General features: G+C 72.4%; 24 protein-coding genes and 2 tRNA genes. 10 read left to right on the top strand and 16 right to left on the bottom strand.

Annotation, left to right across the window (positions count from 1 at the left end):
* Positions 1-24: 24 nt before the first annotated feature.
* Both CCO04_RS13940 and CCO04_RS13935 read right to left on the bottom strand, forming a co-directional pair.
* Complete coding sequence (locus CCO04_RS13940; RefSeq protein WP_215814724.1) at positions 25-630, bottom strand: ATP-dependent Clp protease proteolytic subunit; 606 nt, start codon at positions 628-630, stop codon at positions 25-27.
* 1 nt (position 631) lies between these two features.
* Positions 632-1,276, bottom strand: a complete 645-nt coding sequence (locus tag CCO04_RS13935; protein ID WP_374197006.1) for an ATP-dependent Clp protease proteolytic subunit — start codon at positions 1,274-1,276, stop codon at positions 632-634.
* Between the two features lie 176 nt (positions 1,277-1,452).
* Between CCO04_RS13935 and CCO04_RS13930 the strand changes: the two genes are divergently transcribed.
* Positions 1,453-2,334: a CPBP family intramembrane glutamic endopeptidase gene (locus CCO04_RS13930; RefSeq protein WP_215814723.1), complete on the top strand. Its 882-nt coding sequence runs from the start codon at positions 1,453-1,455 to the stop codon at positions 2,332-2,334.
* On the opposite strand, the gene CCO04_RS13925 is transcribed toward CCO04_RS13930, so the two are convergent.
* From CCO04_RS13925 to CCO04_RS13915, 3 genes are read right to left on the bottom strand one after another with little or no spacing between them, the layout of a single operon-like run.
* On the bottom strand, positions 2,312-2,791 hold the full coding sequence (locus tag CCO04_RS13925) for an SRPBCC family protein (RefSeq protein ID WP_215814722.1): 480 nt from the start codon (positions 2,789-2,791) through the stop codon (positions 2,312-2,314). The two genes, CCO04_RS13930 and CCO04_RS13925, sit on opposite strands and share 23 nt — an antisense overlap.
* A 26-nt stretch (positions 2,792-2,817) precedes the next feature.
* Positions 2,818-3,150: a hypothetical protein gene (locus CCO04_RS13920; RefSeq protein WP_215814721.1), complete on the bottom strand. Its 333-nt coding sequence runs from the start codon at positions 3,148-3,150 to the stop codon at positions 2,818-2,820.
* A gap of 48 nt (positions 3,151-3,198) precedes the next feature.
* Entirely contained in the window at positions 3,199-4,377 is a 1,179-nt protein-coding gene (locus CCO04_RS13915; RefSeq protein ID WP_215814720.1) for a hypothetical protein, read from the bottom strand.
* Positions 4,378-4,428: 51 nt separating this feature from the next.
* Between CCO04_RS13915 and CCO04_RS13910 the strand changes: the two genes are divergently transcribed.
* Positions 4,429-5,178, top strand: a complete 750-nt coding sequence (locus CCO04_RS13910; protein WP_215814719.1) for a class I SAM-dependent methyltransferase — start codon at positions 4,429-4,431, stop codon at positions 5,176-5,178.
* Positions 5,179-5,236: 58 nt separating this feature from the next.
* Here CCO04_RS13910 and tig read toward each other — a convergent pair whose 3' ends face one another.
* From tig to CCO04_RS13875, 7 genes are all read right to left on the bottom strand, one after another.
* Entirely contained in the window at positions 5,237-6,619 is a 1,383-nt protein-coding gene (tig, locus tag CCO04_RS13905) for a trigger factor (protein WP_215814718.1), read from the bottom strand.
* A 66-nt stretch (positions 6,620-6,685) separates the two neighbouring features.
* Positions 6,686-6,758: transfer RNA gene (locus CCO04_RS13900), tRNA-Pro, on the bottom strand.
* Between the two features lie 38 nt (positions 6,759-6,796).
* Positions 6,797-6,867: transfer RNA gene (locus tag CCO04_RS13895), tRNA-Gly, on the bottom strand.
* Between the two features lie 77 nt (positions 6,868-6,944).
* The gene (locus CCO04_RS13890) at positions 6,945-8,033 is read right to left on the bottom strand and encodes a PP2C family protein-serine/threonine phosphatase (protein WP_257752079.1); all 1,089 of its coding nucleotides are present in this window, start codon (positions 8,031-8,033) and stop codon (positions 6,945-6,947) included.
* Positions 7,988-8,824, bottom strand: a complete 837-nt coding sequence (locus tag CCO04_RS13885) for an Fpg/Nei family DNA glycosylase (RefSeq protein ID WP_215814717.1) — start codon at positions 8,822-8,824, stop codon at positions 7,988-7,990. The genes CCO04_RS13890 and CCO04_RS13885 overlap by 46 nt, the downstream gene beginning before the upstream one ends.
* The gene (locus tag CCO04_RS13880; protein WP_215814716.1) at positions 8,824-9,330 is read right to left on the bottom strand and encodes a ribose-5-phosphate isomerase; all 507 of its coding nucleotides are present in this window, start codon (positions 9,328-9,330) and stop codon (positions 8,824-8,826) included. Before CCO04_RS13880 ends, CCO04_RS13885 begins: the two co-directional genes overlap by 1 nt.
* Before the next feature lie 42 nt (positions 9,331-9,372).
* Positions 9,373-10,740, bottom strand: coding sequence for an NAD(P)H-quinone dehydrogenase (locus CCO04_RS13875; RefSeq protein ID WP_215814715.1), 1,368 nt, complete (start codon positions 10,738-10,740; stop codon positions 9,373-9,375).
* Between the two features lie 45 nt (positions 10,741-10,785).
* Here CCO04_RS13875 and CCO04_RS13870 point away from each other — a divergent pair, with 45 nt between their 5' ends.
* Genes CCO04_RS13870 through CCO04_RS13855 form a run of 4 tightly spaced genes read left to right on the top strand, consistent with a single transcriptional unit; the run spans position 10,786 to position 14,265 of the window.
* Positions 10,786-11,655 (top strand): ABC transporter substrate-binding protein, encoded by an 870-nt coding sequence (locus CCO04_RS13870; RefSeq protein ID WP_215814714.1) that lies wholly within the window; start codon positions 10,786-10,788, stop codon positions 11,653-11,655.
* The gene (locus tag CCO04_RS13865; RefSeq protein ID WP_257752081.1) at positions 11,652-12,530 is read left to right on the top strand and encodes an amino acid ABC transporter permease; all 879 of its coding nucleotides are present in this window, start codon (positions 11,652-11,654) and stop codon (positions 12,528-12,530) included. Before CCO04_RS13870 ends, CCO04_RS13865 begins: the two co-directional genes overlap by 4 nt.
* Complete coding sequence (locus tag CCO04_RS13860) at positions 12,530-13,291, top strand: amino acid ABC transporter ATP-binding protein (RefSeq protein WP_215814713.1); 762 nt, start codon at positions 12,530-12,532, stop codon at positions 13,289-13,291. The genes CCO04_RS13865 and CCO04_RS13860 overlap by 1 nt, the downstream gene beginning before the upstream one ends.
* Positions 13,288-14,265, top strand: coding sequence for a DMT family transporter (locus tag CCO04_RS13855; RefSeq protein WP_215814712.1), 978 nt, complete (start codon positions 13,288-13,290; stop codon positions 14,263-14,265). The genes CCO04_RS13860 and CCO04_RS13855 overlap by 4 nt, the downstream gene beginning before the upstream one ends.
* Before the next feature lie 8 nt (positions 14,266-14,273).
* On the opposite strand, the gene CCO04_RS13850 is transcribed toward CCO04_RS13855, so the two are convergent.
* The 4 genes from CCO04_RS13850 to lpdA all read right to left on the bottom strand — a co-directional run bounded on the left by CCO04_RS13850 (position 14,274) and on the right by lpdA (position 17,518).
* Entirely contained in the window at positions 14,274-15,014 is a 741-nt protein-coding gene (locus tag CCO04_RS13850; protein WP_215814711.1) for a hypothetical protein, read from the bottom strand.
* A gap of 30 nt (positions 15,015-15,044) precedes the next feature.
* Positions 15,045-15,539, bottom strand: a complete 495-nt coding sequence (locus tag CCO04_RS13845; RefSeq protein ID WP_215814710.1) for a hypothetical protein — start codon at positions 15,537-15,539, stop codon at positions 15,045-15,047.
* 136 nt (positions 15,540-15,675) lie between these two features.
* Positions 15,676-16,029 (bottom strand): TraR/DksA C4-type zinc finger protein, encoded by a 354-nt coding sequence (locus tag CCO04_RS13840; RefSeq protein ID WP_215814709.1) that lies wholly within the window; start codon positions 16,027-16,029, stop codon positions 15,676-15,678.
* Positions 16,030-16,117: 88 nt separating this feature from the next.
* Positions 16,118-17,518: a dihydrolipoyl dehydrogenase gene (gene lpdA, locus CCO04_RS13835; RefSeq protein WP_215814708.1), complete on the bottom strand. Its 1,401-nt coding sequence runs from the start codon at positions 17,516-17,518 to the stop codon at positions 16,118-16,120.
* A 114-nt stretch (positions 17,519-17,632) separates the two neighbouring features.
* On the opposite strand from lpdA, the gene CCO04_RS13830 reads away from it, so the two are divergent.
* From CCO04_RS13830 to CCO04_RS13815, 4 genes are read left to right on the top strand one after another with little or no spacing between them, the layout of a single operon-like run.
* A complete protein-coding gene (locus CCO04_RS13830) occupies positions 17,633-18,811 on the top strand; it encodes a S8 family peptidase (protein ID WP_215814707.1) in 1,179 nt (392 codons plus the stop codon).
* A gap of 32 nt (positions 18,812-18,843) precedes the next feature.
* Positions 18,844-19,278 carry a GNAT family N-acetyltransferase gene (locus CCO04_RS28585; protein ID WP_215814706.1) on the top strand — a complete coding sequence of 145 codons (435 nt, stop codon included), beginning with the start codon at positions 18,844-18,846 and terminating at the stop codon, positions 19,276-19,278.
* A gap of 50 nt (positions 19,279-19,328) precedes the next feature.
* The gene (locus CCO04_RS13820) at positions 19,329-19,781 is read left to right on the top strand and encodes a gamma-glutamylcyclotransferase (protein WP_215814705.1); all 453 of its coding nucleotides are present in this window, start codon (positions 19,329-19,331) and stop codon (positions 19,779-19,781) included.
* Between the two features lie 50 nt (positions 19,782-19,831).
* The gene (locus tag CCO04_RS13815) at positions 19,832-21,337 is read left to right on the top strand and encodes a serine/threonine protein kinase (protein ID WP_215814704.1); all 1,506 of its coding nucleotides are present in this window, start codon (positions 19,832-19,834) and stop codon (positions 21,335-21,337) included.
* The last annotated feature ends 15 nt before the right edge of the window (positions 21,338-21,352 follow it).

Raw genomic sequence — 21,352 nt, 5'->3', positions numbered from 1 at the left:
GTCGTTCGGTCGAGGCCTGTCGTCTCAGACGAGGGCGGGGGTCTTGAGGGACTCGAGCACGGAGTCGATCAGGCCGTACTCGATCGCTCCCTGCGCGGTGAGGATCTTGTCGCGCTCGATGTCGCGGCTGACCTCCTCGATCGACTTGCCCGAGTGGTCGCTGATCATCTTCTCGAGCAGCTCGCGCATCCGCAGGATCTCGTTGGCCTGGATCTCGATGTCCGAGGTCTGGCCGAAGGTGCCCTCGGTGTAGGGCTGGTGGATCAGGATCCGGCTGTTGGGCAGCGCCAGGCGCTTGCCCTTGGCACCGGCCGCGAGCAGGATCGCCGCCGCCGAGGCCGCCTGACCGATGCAGACCGTCTGCACGTCGGGCTTGATGAACTGGATCGTGTCGTAGATCGCCGTCAGCGCCGTGAACGAGCCACCGGGGCTGTTGATGTAGATGCTGATGTCCTGGTCGGGGTTCATCGACTGCAGGCACAGCAGCTGGGCGATGACGGCGTTGGCGACGTCGTCGGAGATCGGGGTGCCGAGGTAGATGATGCGGTCCTCGAACAGCTTGGCGTAGGGGTCGATCCGGCGGAAGCCGTAGGACGTGCGCTCTTCCCACTGCGGGATGTAGTAGTTCATGTCAGTCCTTCTTGTGGGCCGGCCGGCCCTCGTCGACGGCTTCCTTGGCACTCTTGACGACCTTGTCGACAAGGCCGTACTCGAGCGCCTCGTCCGCGGTGAACCAGCGGTCGCGGTCGGCGTCCTCGGTGACCTGCTCGACGCTCTGGCCGGTGTGCTCGGCGATGAGGTCCAGGAGGACCTTCTTGATGTGGAGCGACTGCTGGGCCTGGATCTTGATGTCGGAGGCCGAGCCGCCCATGCCGGACGACGGCTGGTGCATCATGATCCGCGCGTGCGGGAGCGCGTAGCGCTTGCCCTTGGCGCCGGCGCAGAGCAGGAACTGGCCCATCGAGGCGGCCAGGCCCATGCCGACGGTCGCGACGTCGTTGGGGATGTAGTTCATGGTGTCGTAGATCGCCATGCCGGCGTCGACGGAGCCACCCGGGCTGTTGATGTGCAGGAAGATGTCCGCCTCGGGGTCCTCGGCCGACAGCAGCAGCAGCTGGGCGCAGATCGCGTTGGCGTTCTGGTCACGGACCTCGGAGCCGAGGAAGACGATCCGCTCACGGAGCAGTCGGCTGTAGATGTTGTCGTCGAGCAGGTTGAGACCGGCTCCACCGTTCATCTGGGGCCCGCCCTCGGGGCCGGCGGAAATCTGAGTCACGCGGCTGACACTAGCCGGACCGGGAGGCAGAACCACGCGATAACCCGCCCTGTTCGCCGACAGCGGATTCCGGTGCGGACCCGCCGAAGGGATGAGCGGGACCCCGACCTTCGGCGGGGGTCGCTCCGCACCTCCGTCCGATGCGCCCGGCCCCTCCGGGACACCAGGGTGGTTCCATGACGTGCAGTACGCCGCCTGACGCCCTGCCGTACCACCGCCTGGGGCTGCGCAGCGCCCGGCCGCGGTGGTGGCGACCCATCGCGGTGCTGGCGCTGGCCGTCGTCCTCTTCGTCGCCGGGGCGATCCTGCTCACCGGCCCCCTGGTCCTCCTCGGCGAGGCGGTCCCGGACCTCCAGGGCCGCATCGACGACGTGCTCGGCGACGGCGACATGTCCGACCCGCTCGCGGCCACCTACCTGCTGGTCGCGGTCGCCCTGATGCTGCCGGCCGCGCTGCTGGCCATCCGGCTCGTCGGCCGACGACCGGTCGGGACGCTGTCGTCGGTCACCGGGCGGCTCCGCTGGGGGCTCCTGGCCCGCTGCCTGGGTGCCGCGGTGGTGCTGATGGTGTCCGCGATGCTGGTCACGACCACGATCGACGACGCGTGGGGGGACGCCGCGGTCGGCGGCCGGACGCTCGCGTTCGTCGCGCTCGCGCTGCTCGTCGTCCCGGTGCAGGCGACGGCCGAGGAGTACGTCTTCCGGGGGCTGCTGATGCAGACCGTCGGCACCTGGCTGCGGCACCCGGCGTTCGCGATCGTGCTGCCGGTCGCCCTGTTCACGCTCGGCCACGACTACGACGCGCTGGGGCTGGTCGACGTCACGGTGTTCGGCCTCGCCGCGGGCTGGCTGACCTGGCGCACCGGTGGACTGGAGGCCGCGATCGGGCTCCACGTCGCCACCAACGCGGCGATCTTCGCCTTCGGCGGCTTCGGCCTGGTCGACCTGGCCGCGGACGAGGGCACCGTCAGCGGGCTAGCCGTGTCGGTCGCGCTGACCGGTGTCTACACGTGGCTGGTGCGCGACTGGGCCGACGTCAGCCCTCGGCCGCGGCCTTGAGCCCGGCGACCGTCGTCGCCATGCCCTGCTCCAGCTCGTCGGCGTGAGCCTCGTTGCCGCCGAGCAGCAGCGGCGCCACGATGCGGCTGCCGAGGCTCAGCGCGCCGGGCACCGGGCGCCGGTGCACCACCTGGGTACGACGGGCGTCGTCGGCGTCGGGAGTGAGCTCCCAGATCCACTGCGCCCCGCTCGACGCCGTGTCCCAGACCAGGCGCCGCTCGGGCTCGACGTCCGCGACGACCGACCGGGTCGGCCAGAAGACCGCCTTGCGCCGGTTGATCCCGAGGTACCACTGCCCGACCCGCAGGCCGCCCGGCTTGAGCGGGACCATCCGGACCGTCTCGGGACTCCACTGCGCCAGCTGACCGAAGTCGGTCAGGAGCGCCCACACGTGGGCGGCGGGAGCATCGATCACGGTCTCGGCCCGCAGCTCGCGCGCGGCCTTCGTCGTCGTCATGGCCACATGGTGGCAAGTTCCGGGCCTCAGAGCCAGGGCAACCAGGCCGAGAGCCAGAGCACGACCGGTCCGGCACCAGCGACGACCCCGAGGATCGCGGCCGGCAGGCCCACCGGGCGCCGGGCGAGCAGGATCCCGATCGCGCCGAGCACCAGCGCGCAGACCCCGGGGACGCCGAGGAGCAGCGCGGCGACGTAGCCGAGGGCGGCGGTCGAGGACTCACCGGTGTAGGTCGCGGTCTCGACCCACGCCCACACCGCCAGGCCGGTCTCGGCGAGGCCGAGGACGACGGCGGCCCAGGCGGTGATCCGGGTGCCGGTGGGAGCGGTGGCGGCGGCGGGCGCGGAGGTCGAGGTCACCCGACCAGTCTCGGGGCGAGGAGGCCCGCCGCGCGTGAGTAGACGTGCTCAGCCGGCGTCGAGCCAGCGGGCCAGCGCGGCGTGGATCTCCGGGTGGTTGAGCAGCCCGAAGTGGTCGGTGCGCCCGACGTGGAGGACCTCGGCGCCGGGGAACAGCTCGGTGCCCCGCCGGTCGCGGCCCGCGGCCGAGTGCGGCGTCACGAGCAGGTCGCCGAGGACCTGGGCGACCGGGTGCCGCGGCGAGGCGGACAGGGTCGCGGAGACCAGGCGGTAGCGCGCCCGCGGGAGCGTCGGTACGTCGGCCGCGACCCCGAGCTCGAGGTCGCGGATGCCCAGCGAGCGGCGGTCGATGATCGCGCCGAACCCGGCCGACTCGGGCAGCCGCGCCAGGAGCCGGGTGCCGCGGTCGGCGCCGCGGGCCAGCGGAGCGCCGAGGTGCGGCGTGCCGAGCGTGACGATGTCGGTGACCCGGTCGGTCCAGGCGCCGTGCCCGGGACCGGCCTGGGCCTGGACGGCGGTCGCGGTCCGCAGGACGAGCCCGCCCATCGAGTGACCGACCAGCGCGATCCGCTCGACCGGACCGGGCCAGACCTCGACCAGGCGCTGGAGCAGCGCGGCCAGGGCGACGCCGTTCTCGCGCACGCCGAGGCCGGTGTTGGCGCGGAGGTAGACCGGGCTCCAGCCGCGCGCGGCCAGGCTCTCGCCGTACGTCGAGCCGAGGCGGTCGCGGTGCCGGCGCCAGTAGTCCTCGTTCTCGCACAGGCCGTGCAGGAAGACGACGAGCCGCCCGGTGGCGTCGGGGAAGGCCGCGGCGACGCCGTCCGCGGTGAGCGGTACGTCGCGCCCGCCGGCGCGCACGCCCATCTCGATCGCGAGCCGGGGACGGTCGCGGCGCAGCTCCTCGCCGATCAGGCCGTTGACCGCGGCGCTGACGAAGCGGCCGCGCGGGCCGTCCTCGAGCCCCGGACCGGCGCCGGTCTCGGCGATCCGGGTCAGGCCCGCCCCGGCACCGCGCACGGAGAGCCCGAGGGCGCCGTAGACCAGCGCGGCGATGCCGCGGTGCAGCGTCTCGGCGGGGACGCCGGCCGGCCCGACCCCCCGTCGTACGACGCCGTGGGCGCGGCGGGAGACCGCGGCATGGGTGTCGCGGGCGGTCGTCACGACCAGCTCGTCGACCACGGCGGTGGCCAGCGCGAGCGCGTCGACCAGGGTGGCGTCCTGCTTCATAGACGTTGAGTGTACAGATGTTCACTCAGGTGGGGTTGAGACGATGGTCGCATGCGTTCCTACGACGAGCTGGTGGCCGAGGCCGCGACCGCCGACGTGAGCGGCTGGGGCTTCGGCTGGCTCGACGGCCGGGCGAGCGAGGAGCGGCCGCCCTGGGGCTACGCCCGGCTCCTGGCCGACCGGCTCGGCACCGTGGCCGGCGCGCTGGACCTCGACACCGGCGGCGGCGAGGTGCTCGCCGAGGCGCCGGTGCTGCCGCCCCGGATGGTCGTCACCGAGGGCTGGGCGCCCAACGCCGCGCGGGCGCGAGCCCGGCTCGGCCCGCGCGGGGTCGAGGTGGTCGAGGTCGCCCCGGGCGCCCCGCTCCCCCTGCCCGACGACTCCTTCGACCTGGTCACCGCCCGGCACCCCGTCGCCCCGGACTGGGCCGAGATCGCGCGGGTGCTCCGCCCCGGCGGGCACTACCTGGCCCAGCACGTCGGCCCGGCGTCGGCGTTCGAGCTCATCGAGTGGTTCCTCGGGCCGCTGCCCGACCAGCGCCGGGGCCGCGATCCCGAGGTCGAGCGGGCCGGGGCCGAGGCCGCCGGGCTCACCGTGACCGGCCTGCGGACCGCGCGCTGCCGGATGGAGCTCCACGACGTCGGCGCGGTCGTGTGGCTGCTGCGCAAGTGCGTGTGGTGGGTGCCCGACTTCACCGTCGAGCGCTACGACGAGCGGCTGCGCGCGCTCGATGCCCTGCTACGCACGGGCGAGCCGTTCGTCGCCCACTCCACGCGGCACCTGGTCGAGGCCCGGCGCTGAGAAGCGCCGCGGCCCCCGACTCGAGCGAGTCGGGGGCCGCGGCGGCGTACGGGGAGGATCAGGCCTCGGCGGGAGCCTCGGTCTCGTCCTCGGCGCCCTCGACCTCGGGCTCGCCGATCGTGCCGTCGGCCTGGAGGTTCTTGAGCTCGATCTCGTTGCCGGCGGCGTCCTTGACGGTCGCGCCCTCGACGAGGATCTGCAGCGCCTTGCCGCGACGGATCTCCTGGACCATCTCGGGCACGTGGTTGTGCTCGAACATGTGGTTCACGAACTCCTGCGGGTCCTGACCGGACTGCTGGGCGCGGCGGATCATGTGCTGGGTCAGCTCGCCCTGGTCGACGCCGATCTCTTCCTTGTCGGCGATCTCGTCGAGGATGAACTGCGCGGCGACGGCGTCACGGACCCGGCGCTCGAGGTCGGCCTCAAACTCCTCCTGGGTCTGCTCCTCGTCCTCGAGGTACTTCTCGAGGGTCATGCCGGCGTACTGCAGCTGCTGCTCGAGGTTGCCCCGGCGAGCGTTGAGCTCCTCGGTGACCATCGACTCGGGCAGCGGGATCTCGACCTTCTCGAGGAGGGCCTCGAGGACGGCGTCGCGGGCCGCGGCGGCCTGCTCGAGGCGCTTGCCGCGGGTCAGCCGCTCGCGGACGTCGTCGCGCAGCTCGGCGAGGGTGTCGAACTCCGACGCCTCCTGGGCGAAGTCGTCGTCGAGCTCGGGGAGCTCCTGCTCCTGGACCTGGGTGACCTTGACGGCCACCTCGACGTCCTGGCCCACCAGGTCGCCGCTGACGAGCTGGGTGGTGAAGGTCTTCTCCTCGCCGGCGGCGACGCCGACCAGGGCCTCGTCGAGGCCGTCGATCATGCCGCCGTTGCCGACCTTGTAGGAGAAGCCGGAGATCTCGGCGCCCTCGACGGTCTCGCCGTCCTGGGTCGCGACGAGGTCGATGACGACGAAGTCGCCGTCCTGGGCCGCGCGCTCGACGTCGCTGAGGGTGCCGAAGCGCTCACGCAGCGCGTCGACCTGCTCGGCCACGTCGTCGTCGCTGACCGCGAGGTCGTCGACGGAGGCCTCGAGGCCGTCGTAGTCCGGGAGGTCGATCTCGGGCTTGATGTCGACCTCGGCGGTGAACTCGAGCGCGTCGTTGTCCTCGAACTTCGTGACCTCGATCTCCGGCTGCGCGAGCGGGGTCAGGTTGTTCTCCTGGAGCGCCTCGACGTAGGCCTTCGGGAGCACGTCGTTGACGGCCTCGTCGAGGACGACGCCGCGGCCGACCTGGCGGTCGATCACCTGCGGCGGGACCTTGCCGCGGCGGAAGCCGGGGACGTTGATCTGCTTCGCGATCTTCTGGTACGCCGCGTCGAGGCTCGGCTTGAGCTCCTCGAAGGGCACCTCGACGGTCAGCTTGGCCCGGGTCGGGCTCAAGGTCTCGACGGCGCTCTTCACAGGTGTTCTCCTACTGGTCAGTGGGTGGTGCACGGGCGCGGGGCCCGCTGCGATCAAGGTGATCTGTCGGGGCGACAGGACTCGAACCTGCGGTCTCCTGCTCCCAAAGCAGGCGCGCTAGCCACTACGCTACGCCCCGCGGAACGGCCCGGCGCTCGGTGGTCGGACCGCACTTCGAGGGGATGACGGGAATCGAACCCGCGTAATCAGTTTGGAAGACTGAGGCTCTACCATTGAGCTACATCCCCGCCTGGCGCCTGGCCAGGCTCACGCCCGGCCCAGAGCCACGGGCAATCGTGCCACACGGCCGGGCGCGTCCCCCAACTCAGGGGCGCCGGTGGACCACCAGCAGGGCCCGGTCGTCGTCCGGCGAACCGACGGCGGCGACGAGCCGGTCGGCCAGGCCGTCCCACGAGTGGCGCAGCAGCGACTCGGCCGCACCCATCATGTGGTCGATGCCGAGCTCGATGTCGCGGCGCGGCTCCTCGACCATCCCGTCGGTGTAGAGCAGCAGGCTGTCGCCGGCGTCGAGGCGGCCGCGGAAGCAGGCGTAGTCGACGTCCTCGACGATGCCGAGCACCGGTCCCTCGGCGGGCAGCAGCTGCCAGCGCCCGGAGCCCGCGTGGCGCTGGACGGCGGGCGGGTGACCGGCCGAGCGCAGCTCGTACTCCCCCGTGGCCAGGTCGACCGAGACGTGGACGGCGGTCGCGAAGCCCTCCTCCCAGGCGCGCTGGAGGAGGTAGTCGTTGGCCGCCGGCAGGAACCGGCCCGGCGGCAGCGCGGCGACCAGCCCGCCCATCGCACCGGAGAGCTGGAGCGCGCGGGTGCCGGCGGCCTCGCCCTTGCCGGAGACGTCGACGACGACGAGCTCGATCCGGCGGCCGTGCTCACCGCCGGTCGCCACGACGAAGTCCCCGGCGAACGGCGAGCCGCCCGCCGACGACAGCGCGGACTCGACCAACCAGTCCGCGGGCAGGGTCGGGATCTCGCCCTGGGCGAGGATCCGGTCGCGCAGGTCGACGAGCATCGACTGGCCGCGGATCGGCCCGACGCCGATCTGGCCGCGGCGCAGGGACAGGAAGATCACGAGCACCGCGACGCCCGCCATCACGGCGAGCGCGGCGACGATGCGCGCGGTGTACTCGTCTTGGAGCACCGCGGCGCAGCCCAGCGCGACGAGCACGTAGCCCGCGAACCACGGCAGCACCCGGTTGCTGAGGAAGAGGATGCCGAGCACGAGCGGCAGGAAGATCAGGTTGATCGGCACGTCGTCGGGGCGCAGCGCGATGCCGGCGACCACCGCCGCGGCGAGCAGCGCGAGCACCGAGGCGAGGCCGACGTCGGTCAGCGCCCAGCGCCGCGCGTTGATCATCGCGCCGCCCGGGACCGGAAGGTCGGCTGGCACCGGGGACACCAGAAGAGGTTGCGTCCGCCGAGCACCTCGGTACGGACCGGGCCGCCGCACACGTGGCAGGGCTGACCGGTCCGCCGGTAGACGTAGACCTCGCCGCCGTGGTCGTCGACCCGCGGCGCGCGGCCCATCGCCTCGGGGGTGTGCTCGGGCCGGACGGTGTCGATCCGCCCGGTCGCGACCCCCTCGGTCATGAGCACGACCAGATCGTCCCAGATCGCGTGCCACTGCGAGACCCGAAGCGTGCGACCGGGGCGCAGCGGGTGGATCCGGTGCCGGAAGAGCACCTCGGCGCGGTAGACGTTGCCGACGCCGGCGAGCACCGTCTGGTCCATGAGCAGGGTGCCGATCGGCGCGCTGCTGCGGCTGATCCGGGCCCAGGCCCGGTCGGGGTCGGCGTCCGCGCGCAGCGGGTCCGGACCGGCCTTGGCGACCACCGCGGCGCGCTCGGCGGCGGTGACCAGGGCGCAGGTGGTCGCGCCGCGCAGGTCGCCGTACGCGCCGGGGCGGGCGAGGCGCAACCGCACCTGCCCGATCGGCAGCGGGATCTCCGGGACGCCGTCGCGGACCTCGAAGGTGCCGTAGAGACCCAGGTGGACGTGCACGAACCGCTCGTCCTCGAAGCGGACGAAGAGCTGCTTGCCCCACGCCTCGGCGTCGACCAGGCGCGCGCCGTCGAGGCGGGCGGCGGACTCGGCGAAGCGTCCCTGCGGGCTGCCGACCTGGACCAGGTGGCCGCCGAAGACGGTGCTGAGCTCGCCGGCGAGCCGGTGGAGGGTATGGCCCTCGGGCATCAGGCCTGGCCGTGCCCGAGCGCGGACTCGGGCAGCGGCGGGAGCTCGCCGGTGGTCTCGTACGACGACAGCTGGCCGATCCGGCGCACGTGGCGCTCGTCGCCCGGGAACGGCGTGGTCAGGAAGACCTCGACCAGGCGGGTCATCTCGTCGAGCGTGTGCATCCGGCCGCCGACCGCGACGACCCACGCGTCGTTGTGCTCGCGGGCCAGGCTCGCGGTCTGCTCGGACCAGGCCAGCGCCGCGCGCACGCCCTGGACCTTGTTGGCCGCGATCTGCTCGCCGTTGCCGGAGCCCCCGATCACGACGCCGAGGCTGTCGAGGCCCTTCGCCCGGTCGGCGCGGACGCCCTCGGCGGCCCGCAGGCAGAAGACCGGGTAGTCGTCGAGCGCGTCGTAGACGAACGGGCCGTGGTCGACCGGCTCGTAGCCGTGCTCGGTGAGCCAGCCGATGAGGTGGGACTTGAGCTCGAGGCCGGCGTGGTCGCAGCCGAGGTGGACGCGCATGGGGCAATCCTCGCAGGTGGCCCCGGGTGGTCCTACACCTGCCTACATCTGGTGGAGGCGGCGGGCGGCTTCTGCGATCGAGCCGCTGATGGACGGGTAGACCGTGAACGTCTGGGCGAGCTGGTCGGCGGTGAGCCGCTCGGTCACGGCGAGCGCGACCGGGTGGATCAGCTCGGACGCCCGCGGCCCGACCACGACGCCGCCGAGCAGGCTGCGCGAGCCCGGCGCGACGAAGAGCTTGACGAAGCCGTCGACGATGCCCTGCATCTTGGCGCGCGGGTTCGTCGCGAGCGGCTGCACGACGACCTCGGCGAGCACCTCGCCGGCGTCGACCTGCTGCTGGGTGACGCCGACGGTGGCGATCTCGGGCGAGGTGAAGACGTTGGACGCCACCACCCCGAGGTCGAGCGGCTGGACGGCGTCGCCGAGGACGTGGGCCATCGCGATCCGGCCCTGCATGGCCGCGACGGACGCGAGCATGAAGACGCCCGTGCAGTCGCCGGCCGCGTAGACGCCCGGGGCCGACGTACGGGAGACGCGGTCGACGCTGACGAAGCCGCCGTCGTCGAGGCGGACGCCGGCCTCCTCGAGCCCCAGGCCCGCGGTGTTGGGGACCGAGCCGAGGGCGAGGATGCAGTGCGAGCCGGTGACCTCGCGACCGTCCTGGAGGGTCACGGTGACGACGTCGCCGTCCCGGGTGACCGACTGCATGCGGGAGCGGCCGAGGACGGTCATGCCGCGGCGGGTGAGGACGTCCTCGAGCACCTGGGCGGCGTCCTGGTCCTCGCCGGGCAGGACCCGGTCGCGCGAGGAGACGAGGGTGACCGGGATGCCGAGCGACTGGTAGGCGCTGGCGAACTCCGCGCCGGTGACACCGGAGCCGACGACGATCACGTGCTCGGGCAGGTCGGCGAGGTCGTAGACCTGCTCCCAGGTGAGGATCCGCTCGCCGTCGGGCTGGGCGGTGTCGAGCACCCGGGGCGTGGCGCCGGTCGCGATGAGCACCGCGTCGGCGTCGTACGACGTCTCGGTGCCGTCGGCCGCGGTCGCGACCACGCGCGAGGGCCCGTCGAGCCGTCCCCGGCCCGGCACCACGGTCACGCCCTCGCGAGCCAGCCGGCCCGCGATGTCGGCCGACTGCGCCAGGGCCAGCGCCTTGACCCGCTCGTTGACCCGCGCCAGGTCGACCCGCGGCTCGTCGGCGAGGATCCCGAGCTCACCGGCCGCACCGAAGTCGGTCATCACCTCGGCCGTCGCGATGAGCGTCTTGCTCGGCACGCAGTCGGTCAGCACGGCGGAACCGCCGACGCCGTCGGAGTCGACGACCACGACCTCCGCCCCGAGCTGTGCCGCCACCAGGGCCGACTCGTAGCCGCCCGGTCCGCCTCCGACGATCACCACGCGCGCCATGGGCGCCATTCTTGCAGCGGAAGGCCGCGCCGTACGATTCCCGCCATGCGGACCACACGTCTCCTCGCCCCCTTCGCCGCCGCCGTCCTCGTCTCCGCGGTCGCCGCGTGCGCCCCGGCGGAGGACAAGGCCGAGCAGACCGGCAAGACCGCGGGCGCCGACAAGTGCGCCGTCGGCGACCTGCCCCTCGTCTCCAAGGGCGTGCTCTCGGTCGGCACCGACTCGCCGGCGTACGAGCCGTGGTTCGTCGACAACGACCCGAGCAACGGCAAGGGCTACGAGTCCGCGGTCGCCTACGCGATCGCCGACCAGCTGGGCTTCAGCAAGGACCAGGTGAAGTGGGTGACGGTCCCCTTCAACAACTCCTACAAGCCGGGCAAGAAGAACTTCGACTTCGACATCAACCAGATCTCGGTCGACCCCGAGCGCGAGAAGGCCGTGGACTTCTCGGAGGGCTACTACTCCGCCGCGCAGGCGGTGATCGTCCTCAAGGACAGCCCGGCGGCCAAGATCACCGACCTCACCGAGCTGGCGAAGTTCAAGATCGGCGCCCAGACCGGGACGACCTCGCTGACCGCGATCCGCGACGTCATCAAGCCCGAGAAGGACCCGCTGGTCTTCCAGAACACCAACAACGCCAAGCAGGCCATGCTCAACGGCCAGGTCGACGCGATCATCGCGGACCTGCCGACGGCGTTCTACATCAGCTCGGTCGAGATCCCGGACAGCAAGCTGCTCGGCCAGTTCCAGTACGACTCGGGCACTCCTGAGGAGTTCGGCCTGCTGTTCGAGCAGGGCAACGAGCTGCTCCCCTGCGTCAACGGCGCGCTCGACACGCTGAAGAAGGAGGGCACGCTGGCGGAGCTCCAGAAGAAGTGGCTCTCCGACGTCGTGAGCGTGCCCGAGCTCAAGTGAGCACCCCGACCACGCAGCCCGGCGACGCTGCCGGGTGGATGCCGAGCGAGCGCGAGCTCGCCCGTCGTCGTACCCGGGAGCGGCAGCGCCGGCGCCGGATCGTCGTCGCGTCGGTCGCGACCGTCGTCGTGCTCGCGGCGCTGGTCGCGGCGGTCGTGCTGTCGCCGGGCTGGCCGCGGGTGCGGGCGACCTTCCTCGACCCCCACCACGCCAAGGAGTCGCTGCCCGCGATCGCCAAGGGCTTCTGGATCAACGTCAAGATGTTCCTGATCGCCGAGCCGATCATCCTGGTGGCCGGCCTCGCGCTCGCGCTGGTCCGGCAGGCCCGCTCGGCCTGGCTGGTGCCGCTGCGGGGGCTCGCCGTGGTGTTCACCGACGTGGTGCGCGGCATCCCCACGCTGCTGCTGGTGTTCCTCTTCGCCTACGGGATGCCCGCGCTGGGACTGGCCGGACTGCCGAACAGCCTGTTCTTCTGGGCGACCGTGGCGCTCGTCGTGTCCTACTCGGCCTACGTGGCCGAGGTGTTCCGCTCGGGCATCGAGTCGGTGCACCCCTCGCAGCTGGCCAGTGCCGAGGCGCTCGCGCTGTCGCGGGCCCAGACGATGCGCCACGTCGTGGTGCCGCAGGCAGTACGACGCGTCGTACCGCCGCTGCTCAACGACTTCGTGTCGCTGCAGAAGGACACCGCGCTGGTCGCGTCGGTCGGAATCTTCGACGCGCTCTACGCGGCCGCCGACTACGCCAACTACAACTTCAACTACACGCCGTACCTCGTCGCGGCGGTCTTCTTCATCGCGATGACGGTGCCGCTGGCCCGGCTGTGCGACGTGCTCGCCCGGCGGATGGCCCGGCGCGAGCGGGCAGGAGCGCTCTGATGGCCGCCACTCCCCTGCTGGAGGTGCGCAACCTCCGCAAGACCTACGCCCGCAGCGGCGAGGCCGGCCCGCGCGTCGTCCTGGACGACGTGTCGCTGACCGTCGCGCCCGGCGACGTCGTGTGCCTGATCGGCTCGTCGGGCTCGGGGAAGTCCACGCTGCTGCGCTGCATCGACCTGCTGGAGCCGATCGACGACGGCGTGATCGAGCTCCGGGGCCAGGAGATCTCCGACCCGATGGTCAGCCCGCAGGAGGTGCGCCGCGACATCGGGATGGTGTTCCAGGCCTACAACCTGTTCCCCCACCTGAGCGTGCTCGACAACTGCACGCTCGCGCCGCGCAAGGTGCACGGCGTACCGGCGGGCGAGGCGAAGGCGCGCGCCCACGAGCTGCTCGAGCGGTTCGGGCTCGGCGAGCACGTCGCCAAGCACCCCGACCAGCTCTCCGGAGGCCAGCAGCAGCGGGTCGCACTCGTCCGCGCGCTGTGCACCGATCCCGCGCTGCTGCTGCTCGACGAGATCACCGCGGCCCTCGACCCCGAGCTCGTCGGCGAGGTGCTCGACATCGTCCGCAGCCTCGCCGAGGCCGGGACGACGATGATCCTCGCCACCCACGAGATGAGCTTCGCCCGCGAGGTCGCCTCGCACGTCTGCTTCCTCGACGGCGGCCGGATCGCCGAGGCCGGGCCGCCCGCGCAGGTGCTGGGCGAGCCGACCCAGGCACGCACCCGGGAGTTCCTGCGCCGGGTGCTCCCCCGGTGACCACCGCCGCTCCGCCGAGCCGGTTCGTGCGGCTCGCGGCCGTCCCGGCCATGTTCGGCGCCGGCGCGATGATCGCCGTCCAGGCCCAGATCAACGGACGCCTCGCGACCTCGCTCGGCGGCACCGCGTCGGCGGGGCTCACCGCCGCGGTCCTGGCGTTCGGCAGCGGCCTGCTCCTCGTCGCCGCGATCACTCTCTCGTCGCGGTCGCGGCGGGCCGGCATCGGCAGCCTCCGTACCGCCCTGCGCTCCGGCGCCCTGCCCAAGATCACCCTGGTCGGCGGCCTGGCCGGCGCCTCGCTGGTCGCCGCGCAGGGCCTGACCGTCGCCACCATCGGCGTCGCGCTCTTCAGCGTCGCCGTCACCGCCGGGCAGTCCTCCAGCAGCCTCGCCGTCGACCACGCCGGCCTCGGCCCCGGCGGCCGGGTCCCGTGGAGCCCGCCGCGCGCCCTCGCCGCCGCCTTCGCCATCGCGGCCGTCGCGCTCGCCGCGGGCGAGCGGCTGGTCGAGTCGTTCTCGCTGACGACCGCCGGTCTCGCCGTACTGCCGTTGGTGGCGGGCGCCGGCATGGCCGCCCAGGCCGCCTTCAACGGCCGCGTCTCCGCCGTCGCCGGCCCGTGGGTGTCGAGCCTGAACAACTTCGTGATCGGCTTCATCGGCCTGGTCGCCGTCTGGGCCGTGTTCTTCGCCCTCGACCACGACCTGCAGCCGCTGCCGCACCAGTGGTACCTCTACCTCGGCGGCGTCCTCGGCCTCGGCTTCATCTGGCTCTCCGCGGCCCTCGTCCGCGTGCACGGCGTCCTCGTGCTCGGGCTGTGCGTGATCGCCGGGCAGGTGATCGGGGCGCTCGTCATCGAGCTGGCCGTCAACGACGACTCGCACGTCGGGCCGGTCGGGGTCGGGGCGGGGGTGCTGACCGTGGTCGGCGTACTGGTGGCGTTGTGGCAGACGGGGCACCAGCGGTCTGCTGCGTAGAGCTCGGCTCAGCGGCCCTCACCGGTCAGCGCCGCGATCAGCTCGGGTGTGCGCACGAGCGCGGCCAGCGCCTCGTCGTCGTTGGCGACCGATGCGACATCCGGGCCGGCGACACCGTGGACGGTCTCCCACGCGCTGATCCGGCCCCCGCCGGGCAGGTGGAGCCGAACGACCTGCTCGACCCGCAGGTCGGACAGCTCGGCGAGACGTACCTCGGCCGGGTCAGCGAGCTCGTAGCGGTCCGGGCCGGCATCGGTCCGTCGTACCGAGACGAAGCGTTCGGTCGTGAGCCGTCCGGCGTCGGTCTCCGCGACGGTGCAGGACAGCGCAGGAAGCGTGACGGAGCAGCCGTCGTCGCCCGGGTCACCGGGTGCCCCGTCGACCGCGGCGAACAGCCGCCATTCCCGCTGCTCCCCGTCGCGGACCGCGGCATAGGCCGACGCGACCCCCGTGGCCGACGGCAGGTCGACCGGGGTGATGCCGTCGGGGCCGAGCGGGACGACCTCGGTCGTCTGCCGATCGGCAACGGGGACGGCTGAGGACAGCGCGGTGCGCATCGTCGTGAGCGCCGCAGCGTCGAGGGCATCGACTGTTCCGGCCGGGGTTGCGGCACCGTCGCGAGAGGCCGCCGTGGCCACTCCGACGACCACGAGCACCGTGGCCGCGGCCGCGGCACCGACGGCCAGCAGGCGCCGACGGCGCCGACGCGCCGGTCGGCCGGCCATCCCCTGGTCATGCTGTTCGGACATGTCTCGTCGCTTCCCTGTCGTCGCTGTCGCTCATGGGTGGTGGGGGTTGTCCTTCCACACGCCCGGCTCCGGAACGCTCCAGCACGGGTTGCCGTCGTTGCTGAAGCACAGCACCGCACGGGCGCGGACGACCTTGCGGCCGGCGGCCGTGGTCATCGTTCCGCCCTGTGCGGCGCTGCGGCCGTTGCCGCAGCCGTCGGTGTCGAGCGCCTTGTAGGCGGACAGCCGGTCGAGAGCGACCTCGGTGACGTCCACCAGGAGGTAGTAGGAGGTACCGAGCCCGTCTGGTGGGCAGACGTCCTCCGTCGTACCCGAGAACGTCACCGAGGTCCCGCTCCCGCCGAACGTCATGGTCCCCGCCGTCTCGCCACCGCCGCTCGCAAGGCCCGCTGAGTGCCGGAAGAAGTCCCAGGTCGCGGCACCGGCAGGCGCAGCCGCCACCGCCAGCACGCCGATCACGGCGAGTCCTGCGAGCGGAGCACGGCTCCGCCAGCGACGCGTCAGGTCCCGAGCCTGCTGCACCATGAGAGTCCTCTCGTCTCGCGACCGGAGCCGCGCTCCACCTGGCCACTCACCCTCAGCCGGACAGGTCTCGACGGCAACAAGATCGCGGCGATCGTTCGCAAAACGCCGAAGGGACGACGACCTCAGTCCCCCGGCGTCAGCGCACGGCCGCGCAGGCGACGCACGTCCGCGCCGCGGGCTTGACCTCCAGGCGCGCCGCGGCGATCGGCCGGCCGCATCGCTCGCAGGTGCCGTAGGTGCCGGCGTCCAGGCGCTCCAGGGCTGCGTCGATGTCGGCGAGGTGGGTGCGGACCTGGCGGGTGAGGGCGGCGAGCTGGGAGCGCTCGAAGGCGATGGTGGCGCCCTCGGGGTCGTGCTCGTCGTCGGCGTTGGTGTCGCGGGAGGCGGCGACGACCTCGTCGAACTGGCCGGTGAGGCCGCTCAGGCGGCGCAGGGCCTCGCGGCGCTCGGCGTCGAGCAGGGCGCGGGCGGAGGCGCGGGCGGGGTCCACAGGGGGATGCTCGCAGGGGGGACCGACAGCAGCGGCCCCCGTCGCGCCGGAGCGTGACGGGGGCCGCGGGAGCCGTCGAGCAGGTGGCTCAGAGGTTGATCATGTGGCCGGCGATCCCGTGGATCGCCTCCTTGACCGCCTCGGAGAGGGTCGGGTGGGCGAAGACGTTGCGCCCGACCTCGTCGGCGGTGAGGTCCCACTTCTGCGCGAGGGTCAGCGCGGGGAGGAGCTCGGTGACGTCGGGGCCGATCATGTGGGCGCCGAGGATCTCGTTGAACTCGGCGTCCGCGACGATCTTGACGAAGCCGACGGCCTCGCCCAGGCCCATGGCCTTGCCGTTGGCGGTGAAGGGGAAGGACGCGGTCTTGACGTCGTAGCCCTTGTCCTTGGCCTGCTGCTCGCTGTAGCCGAAGGAGCCGATCTGGGGCTGGCAGTAGGTCGCGCGCGGGATGAAGTCGTACTCGACCGGCATGGTCTCGGCGCCGGCGATGGTCTCGGCGGCGACGATGCCCATGGCCTCGGCGACGTGGGCGAGCATCATCTTGCCGGTGACGTCGCCGATGGCGTAGACGCCCTCGACGTTGGTGCGGCAGTACTCGTCGATCGCGATGGCGCCGCGGTCGGTGAGGGCGACGCCGGCGGCCTCGAGGCCGTAGCCCTCGACGCGGGGGGCGAAGCCGAAGGCGGCGAGGAACTTGTCGGCCTCGAGGACCTGCTCGTCACCGCCGGCAGCGGGGGCGATGCGGACCTTGACGCCCGAGCCGGTGTCCTCGACGCCCTTGACGGCGGTGGACGTGAGCACCTTGACGCCCAGCTTCTTGTAGTGCTTGGCGAGCTCCTTGGACACGTCGGCGTCCTCGGTGGGGACCATCCGGTCGAGGAACTCGACGATGGTGACGTCGACGCCGAAGTTCTTCATCACGTAGGCGAACTCGACGCCGATGGCGCCGGAGCCGCCGATGATGACGGACGACGGGAGGTTCTCGTCGAGGATCTGCTCCTCGTACGACACGATGTTCTTGCCGTTGACCTCGACGCCCGGGACGGTACGGACGGTGGCGCCGCCGGCGAGGATCAGGTTGTCGCACGTGTAGTCGGCGGTGGAGCCGTCGTTGAGCGCGACGGAGACCGACTTGGGACCGGTCAGGGTGCCCCAGCCGTCGATCTCGGTGATCTTGTTCTTCTTCATCAGGAAGTGGACGCCCTTGACGATGCCGGCGCTCACCTGGCGCGAGCGCGCGTGCGTCGGGCCGTAGGACATCGTGGCGTCGCCCTCGATGCCGAACTTGGCCTTCTCGTGGGTCAGCGTGTGGGCGAGCTCGGCGTTCTTGAGCAGCGCCTTGGAGGGGATGCAGCCGACGTTGAGACAGACGCCGCCCCAGTACTTCTTCTCGATCACGGCAACGGACTTGCCGAGCTGGGCGGCGCGGATCGCGGCGACGTACCCACCGGGGCCGGCACCGAGGACGAGGACATCGAAGTGGGTCACGGGTGCCAGCGTAGTGCGCACCCTCTTGTGTCCTGCATCACGTTCACGGGAGGCTGCTCCCTACTCCCCGGTACGGCGGCATGGGGCCGCCGGCCACGATCTAGGAGCAGCTCCATGTCTCGGATTCTCGGACTCGTCCTCGCGTGCGCGCTCGGCCTCGCCGGACTCGTCGTACTGCCCTCTCCGGCCGCGACCGCGCGGCCCGCCGGCGTCCTCGACGTCATCGTCACGCTCCAGCCCGGAGCCGACGCACAAGCCACCGCCACCAGCCTGGTCACCCGCAAGGGCGGCCGGGTCACGCACGTCTACGAGCACGCTCTCCACGGGTTCGCGGCGACGCTGACCGACGCACTGCTCACGCTCCTGCGCGGGGACGCGCGGGTGCGCTCGATCGAGCTCGACCGCACCGTGCGCGCCTCCGACACCCAGAGCCCGGTGGGCAGCTGGGGCCAGGACCGCGTCGACCAGCGCAACCTGCCGCTCGACAACGCCTACACCTCGTCGTCCACCGGAGCCGGCGTCGACGTGTACGTCGTCGACACCGGCATCCAGCTCGACCACCCGGACCTCGCCGGCCGGACCGTGTCCGGCACGGACACCGTCGACGGCGACACCGACGCCAGCGACTGCAACGGCCACGGCACCCACGTCGCCGGCACCATCGGCGGCACCCGGTACGGCCTCGCCGAGCAGGCGCGGCTGATCGGCGTCCGGGTGCTCGACTGCAAGGGATCCGGCGCGACGTCCGGCGTCATCGCCGGTCTCGACTGGGTCGCCGCGAACCACCAGGCCGGCCGGCCCGCGGTGGCCAACATGAGCCTCGGCGGCGGCGCCTCCAGCGCGCTCGACGCCGCCGTCCAGCGGGTCATCGCCGACGGCGTGACGATGGCGGTCGCGGCCGGCAACGAGGGCGCCGACGCCTGCGGCTCGTCGCCGGCCCGGGTGCCCGAGGCGCTGACGGTCGCGGCCAGCGACCGCAACGACGCGCGGGCGAGCTTCTCCAACCGCGGCACCTGCGTCGACCTGTTCGCACCGGGCGTCGACATCACCTCGGCCTGGCTCAACGGCGGCACCAACACCATCAGCGGTACGTCGATGGCCACCCCGCACGTCACCGGAGCGGCCGCGCTCTACCTCACCACGCACCCGACGGCGTCGCCGAGCGCGGTCAACGCCGCGATCCTCGCCGCCACCACGAAGAACAAGATCAGCGGGACGGCGCGCAGCTGCGTGCTGCTGATCATCTGCTCGCCGGCCACGCCCGCCAACCACCTGCTCTACACGGGGTCCTGAGGTCGCCGGCCGCGGGTCACTAGTCTCGCCGGGTGGAGCGGACGACGGCAGCGAGCGTGACGACCCGCCTCGCGGGCGACCCCGACCTGGGGTTCCTCGCCGAGGTCGACCACCACGTCAGCCCGGAGGTCCGTGCCGAGGTGGTGGCCCGCGGCAGGGTGCTGCTCGCCGAGACCGGCGGCGACACCGTCGGCTTCGCGCGATGGGGCCTGTTCTGGGACGAGATCCCGTTCCTGAACCTGCTCTGGGTCGCGCCCGGACGCCGCGGCCAGGGCATCGGCACGAGCCTGGTCGCGGCCTGGGAACGCGCCCAGGCGGCGGCCGGTCACCGGACGGTGCTGACGTCGACGTTGTCCTCCGAGCGGGCGCAGTACCTCTACCGCCGCCTCGGGTACGTCGACAGCGGCGCCCTGCTGCTGCCCGGCGAGGCCGCCGAGATCATCCTCCGCAAGTCCCTCACGCCCTGAGCGCCTGAGCCTCCCCGCGGCGTACGGCGGCACGCACTAGCCTGACCTGCGTGACGTCGTACGCCGCCTACGGCACCAACCTCGACCCCGCCCGGATGGGCGAGCGGTGCCCCCACTCCCCGATGCGGACGACCGGGTGGCTGTCCGGGTGGCGGCTGACGTTCGGCGGCGAGGAGCACGGGTGGGACGGCGCGCTCGCGACGATCGTGCAGGACCCGTTCGAGCAGGTCTTCGTGGCGGTCTACGACATGAGCCCGCTCGACGAGGGCAACCTCGACCAGTGGGAGTCGGCCGACTCGGGGCTCTACCGGCGCACGAAGGTGCGGGTCTCGACGATGGTCGGGGAGATCGTGGCGTGGACCTACGTGCTCGACGCCTACGAGGGCGGGCTGCCCTCGGCGTCGTACCTGGGGGTGATCGCGGCGGCGGCCGAGGCCGCGGACGCGCCGGACGACTACGTGAGCGGGCTGCGGACCCGGGCGTGCCGCTCGACCGGCCTCTGACCCGGACGGACGGGGCGTGACCCCGGCGCAACCTGAATCGTTGTCAGGTTATGCGCCGCTCCCGCCTCGCCCCTGCCCTCGCCGCGGTGGTCGCCGCTGCGGCCCTCGCCGCGTGCGGTGAGACCCGGATCACCGAGGAGCGGCCGACCGAGGACGACGCCCGCGACCTGCCGATCGCCGTACGTCCCGCTGACAGCGGGCTGCGGTCGGTGATGTGGGTCGGCAACAATTGGGACGGTACGGCGAGCATCGTCGACGCGCGCTCGTTCGAGGTCCTCAAGCGCGGCGTCAACCTCATCCCGGACCGGGCCGAGGAGACCCAGCGGATCCTCAAGAACCCCGTGGCCACGGTGTTCTACCTCGCGATCAACGCGGGGCCCGGCCAGGGCCACAACCAGTACGTCGACGACATGTTCACCACGATGGACGGCAAGTACCTCGCGGTCTCGCGGCCCAGCTTCGCCGACGTCGTCTGGATCGACATCGCCAAGGCCGCCGCCGGGCGCACCGACTCGATCGTGCGCGAGCAGCAGATGGACGGCTACCGCACCGACCACATGCAGGTCTCGAACGACGGCCGCCGGCTGCTGGTCTCGGACTCCACGTCGCGCCAGGTGATCGAGTACTCGATGGTCGACGAGACCGTCGGCGGCAAGGTGATCAAGCTCGGCGACCGGCTGCGCACCTTCCCCTCGGGCGAGACGCCGCACGAGAGCAACTACACCGAGGACGGCGAGCGGATCCTGCACGCCTCGATCGGCCGGGTCTACACCCCCGTCGACGACATCGACCCGCGCGACGGCCAGCTGCTCGGGCTGCCGCTGGCCAAGCTCGGCCTCGGCGCGCTCGGGCTCGACAAGCTCCTCGCCCGGCTGCCCTGGTCGGCGCTCGACGGCGCGGTCAAGAGCGACCGCTGGCTCCAGTACGTCGCCGCCGACGACTTCGAGATCCTCCAGCGCTGGGACATGGCGCATGAGCTGGCCGAGGCCGGCCACCCCGGCATGAGCGGGGCGGTCCGCCCGATCGCGGTCCACCCCGACGGGCGCTACCTCTACCTCCAGGTCTCCTTCCTGCACGGGTATGTCGTCTTCGACACCGAGGCCGCCGACATCGACGGCCGCACCGGCTACACGCTCGGCGGCGAGCCGGAGCCCACGACCGGCGCCGTGGTCGACGTCGTCGAGCTCGAGAACCGGGTGCCGCGGATGCTGCGCGAGCAGTACGTCAACGACTCCGCGCACCACGGACTCTCGATCAGCGCGGACGGTGAGACCCTCTGCGCCGCCGGGACCATGGACGACTACGCGGCCCTCGTGGACGCCGCGACGGGCGAGGCGACGTACTTCGACGCCACCACGACCGGGCACGACTACGGCAAGCCGTACTGGACCACCGAGGGCCTCGACGAGACCTGCTGGGTCTCGCTCTCCGACGACGACGCGGTCGCCGTGCTGTCGACGCGGACCAAGGAGGAGGTCGCCTACCTGGCCGTGGGCAACCACCCGCAGCGGGTCCGCCACGGGTACGTGCCCGAGGCGGTCCTCGCGACGTGGTGATGGGCTTGCGGATCG

This window comes from Pimelobacter sp. 30-1 (assembly GCF_018831735.1).
GTDB lineage: Bacteria > Actinomycetota > Actinomycetes > Propionibacteriales > Nocardioidaceae > Nocardioides.
Note: the sequence above shows the minus strand (reverse complement) of the source record. Positions and strands in the feature narration are given on the sequence as shown.

What these genes read in the sequence shown, in the direction of transcription:
- CCO04_RS13850 (WP_215814711.1), bottom strand. Translation starts at nt 15,014, where the DNA reads ATGTCCGAACAGCATGACCAGGGGATGGCCGGCCGACCGGCGCGTCGG.
- CCO04_RS13910 (WP_215814719.1), top strand. Translation starts at nt 4,429, where the DNA reads ATGCGTTCCTACGACGAGCTGGTGGCCGAGGCCGCGACCGCCGACGTG.
- CCO04_RS13875 (WP_215814715.1), bottom strand. Translation starts at nt 10,740, where the DNA reads ATGGCGCGCGTGGTGATCGTCGGAGGCGGACCGGGCGGCTACGAGTCG.
- CCO04_RS13885 (WP_215814717.1), bottom strand. Translation starts at nt 8,824, where the DNA reads ATGCCCGAGGGCCATACCCTCCACCGGCTCGCCGGCGAGCTCAGCACC.
- CCO04_RS13880 (WP_215814716.1), bottom strand. Translation starts at nt 9,330, where the DNA reads ATGCGCGTCCACCTCGGCTGCGACCACGCCGGCCTCGAGCTCAAGTCC.
- CCO04_RS13915 (WP_215814720.1), bottom strand. Translation starts at nt 4,377, where the DNA reads ATGAAGCAGGACGCCACCCTGGTCGACGCGCTCGCGCTGGCCACCGCC.
- CCO04_RS13815 (WP_215814704.1), top strand. Translation starts at nt 19,832, where the DNA reads ATGCGCCGCTCCCGCCTCGCCCCTGCCCTCGCCGCGGTGGTCGCCGCT.
- CCO04_RS13860 (WP_215814713.1), top strand. Translation starts at nt 12,530, where the DNA reads ATGGCCGCCACTCCCCTGCTGGAGGTGCGCAACCTCCGCAAGACCTAC.
- CCO04_RS13845 (WP_215814710.1), bottom strand. Translation starts at nt 15,539, where the DNA reads ATGGTGCAGCAGGCTCGGGACCTGACGCGTCGCTGGCGGAGCCGTGCT.
- CCO04_RS13870 (WP_215814714.1), top strand. Translation starts at nt 10,786, where the DNA reads ATGCGGACCACACGTCTCCTCGCCCCCTTCGCCGCCGCCGTCCTCGTC.
- CCO04_RS13930 (WP_215814723.1), top strand. Translation starts at nt 1,453, where the DNA reads ATGACGTGCAGTACGCCGCCTGACGCCCTGCCGTACCACCGCCTGGGG.
- CCO04_RS13925 (WP_215814722.1), bottom strand. Translation starts at nt 2,791, where the DNA reads ATGACGACGACGAAGGCCGCGCGCGAGCTGCGGGCCGAGACCGTGATC.
- CCO04_RS13940 (WP_215814724.1), bottom strand. Translation starts at nt 630, where the DNA reads ATGAACTACTACATCCCGCAGTGGGAAGAGCGCACGTCCTACGGCTTC.
- CCO04_RS13830 (WP_215814707.1), top strand. Translation starts at nt 17,633, where the DNA reads ATGTCTCGGATTCTCGGACTCGTCCTCGCGTGCGCGCTCGGCCTCGCC.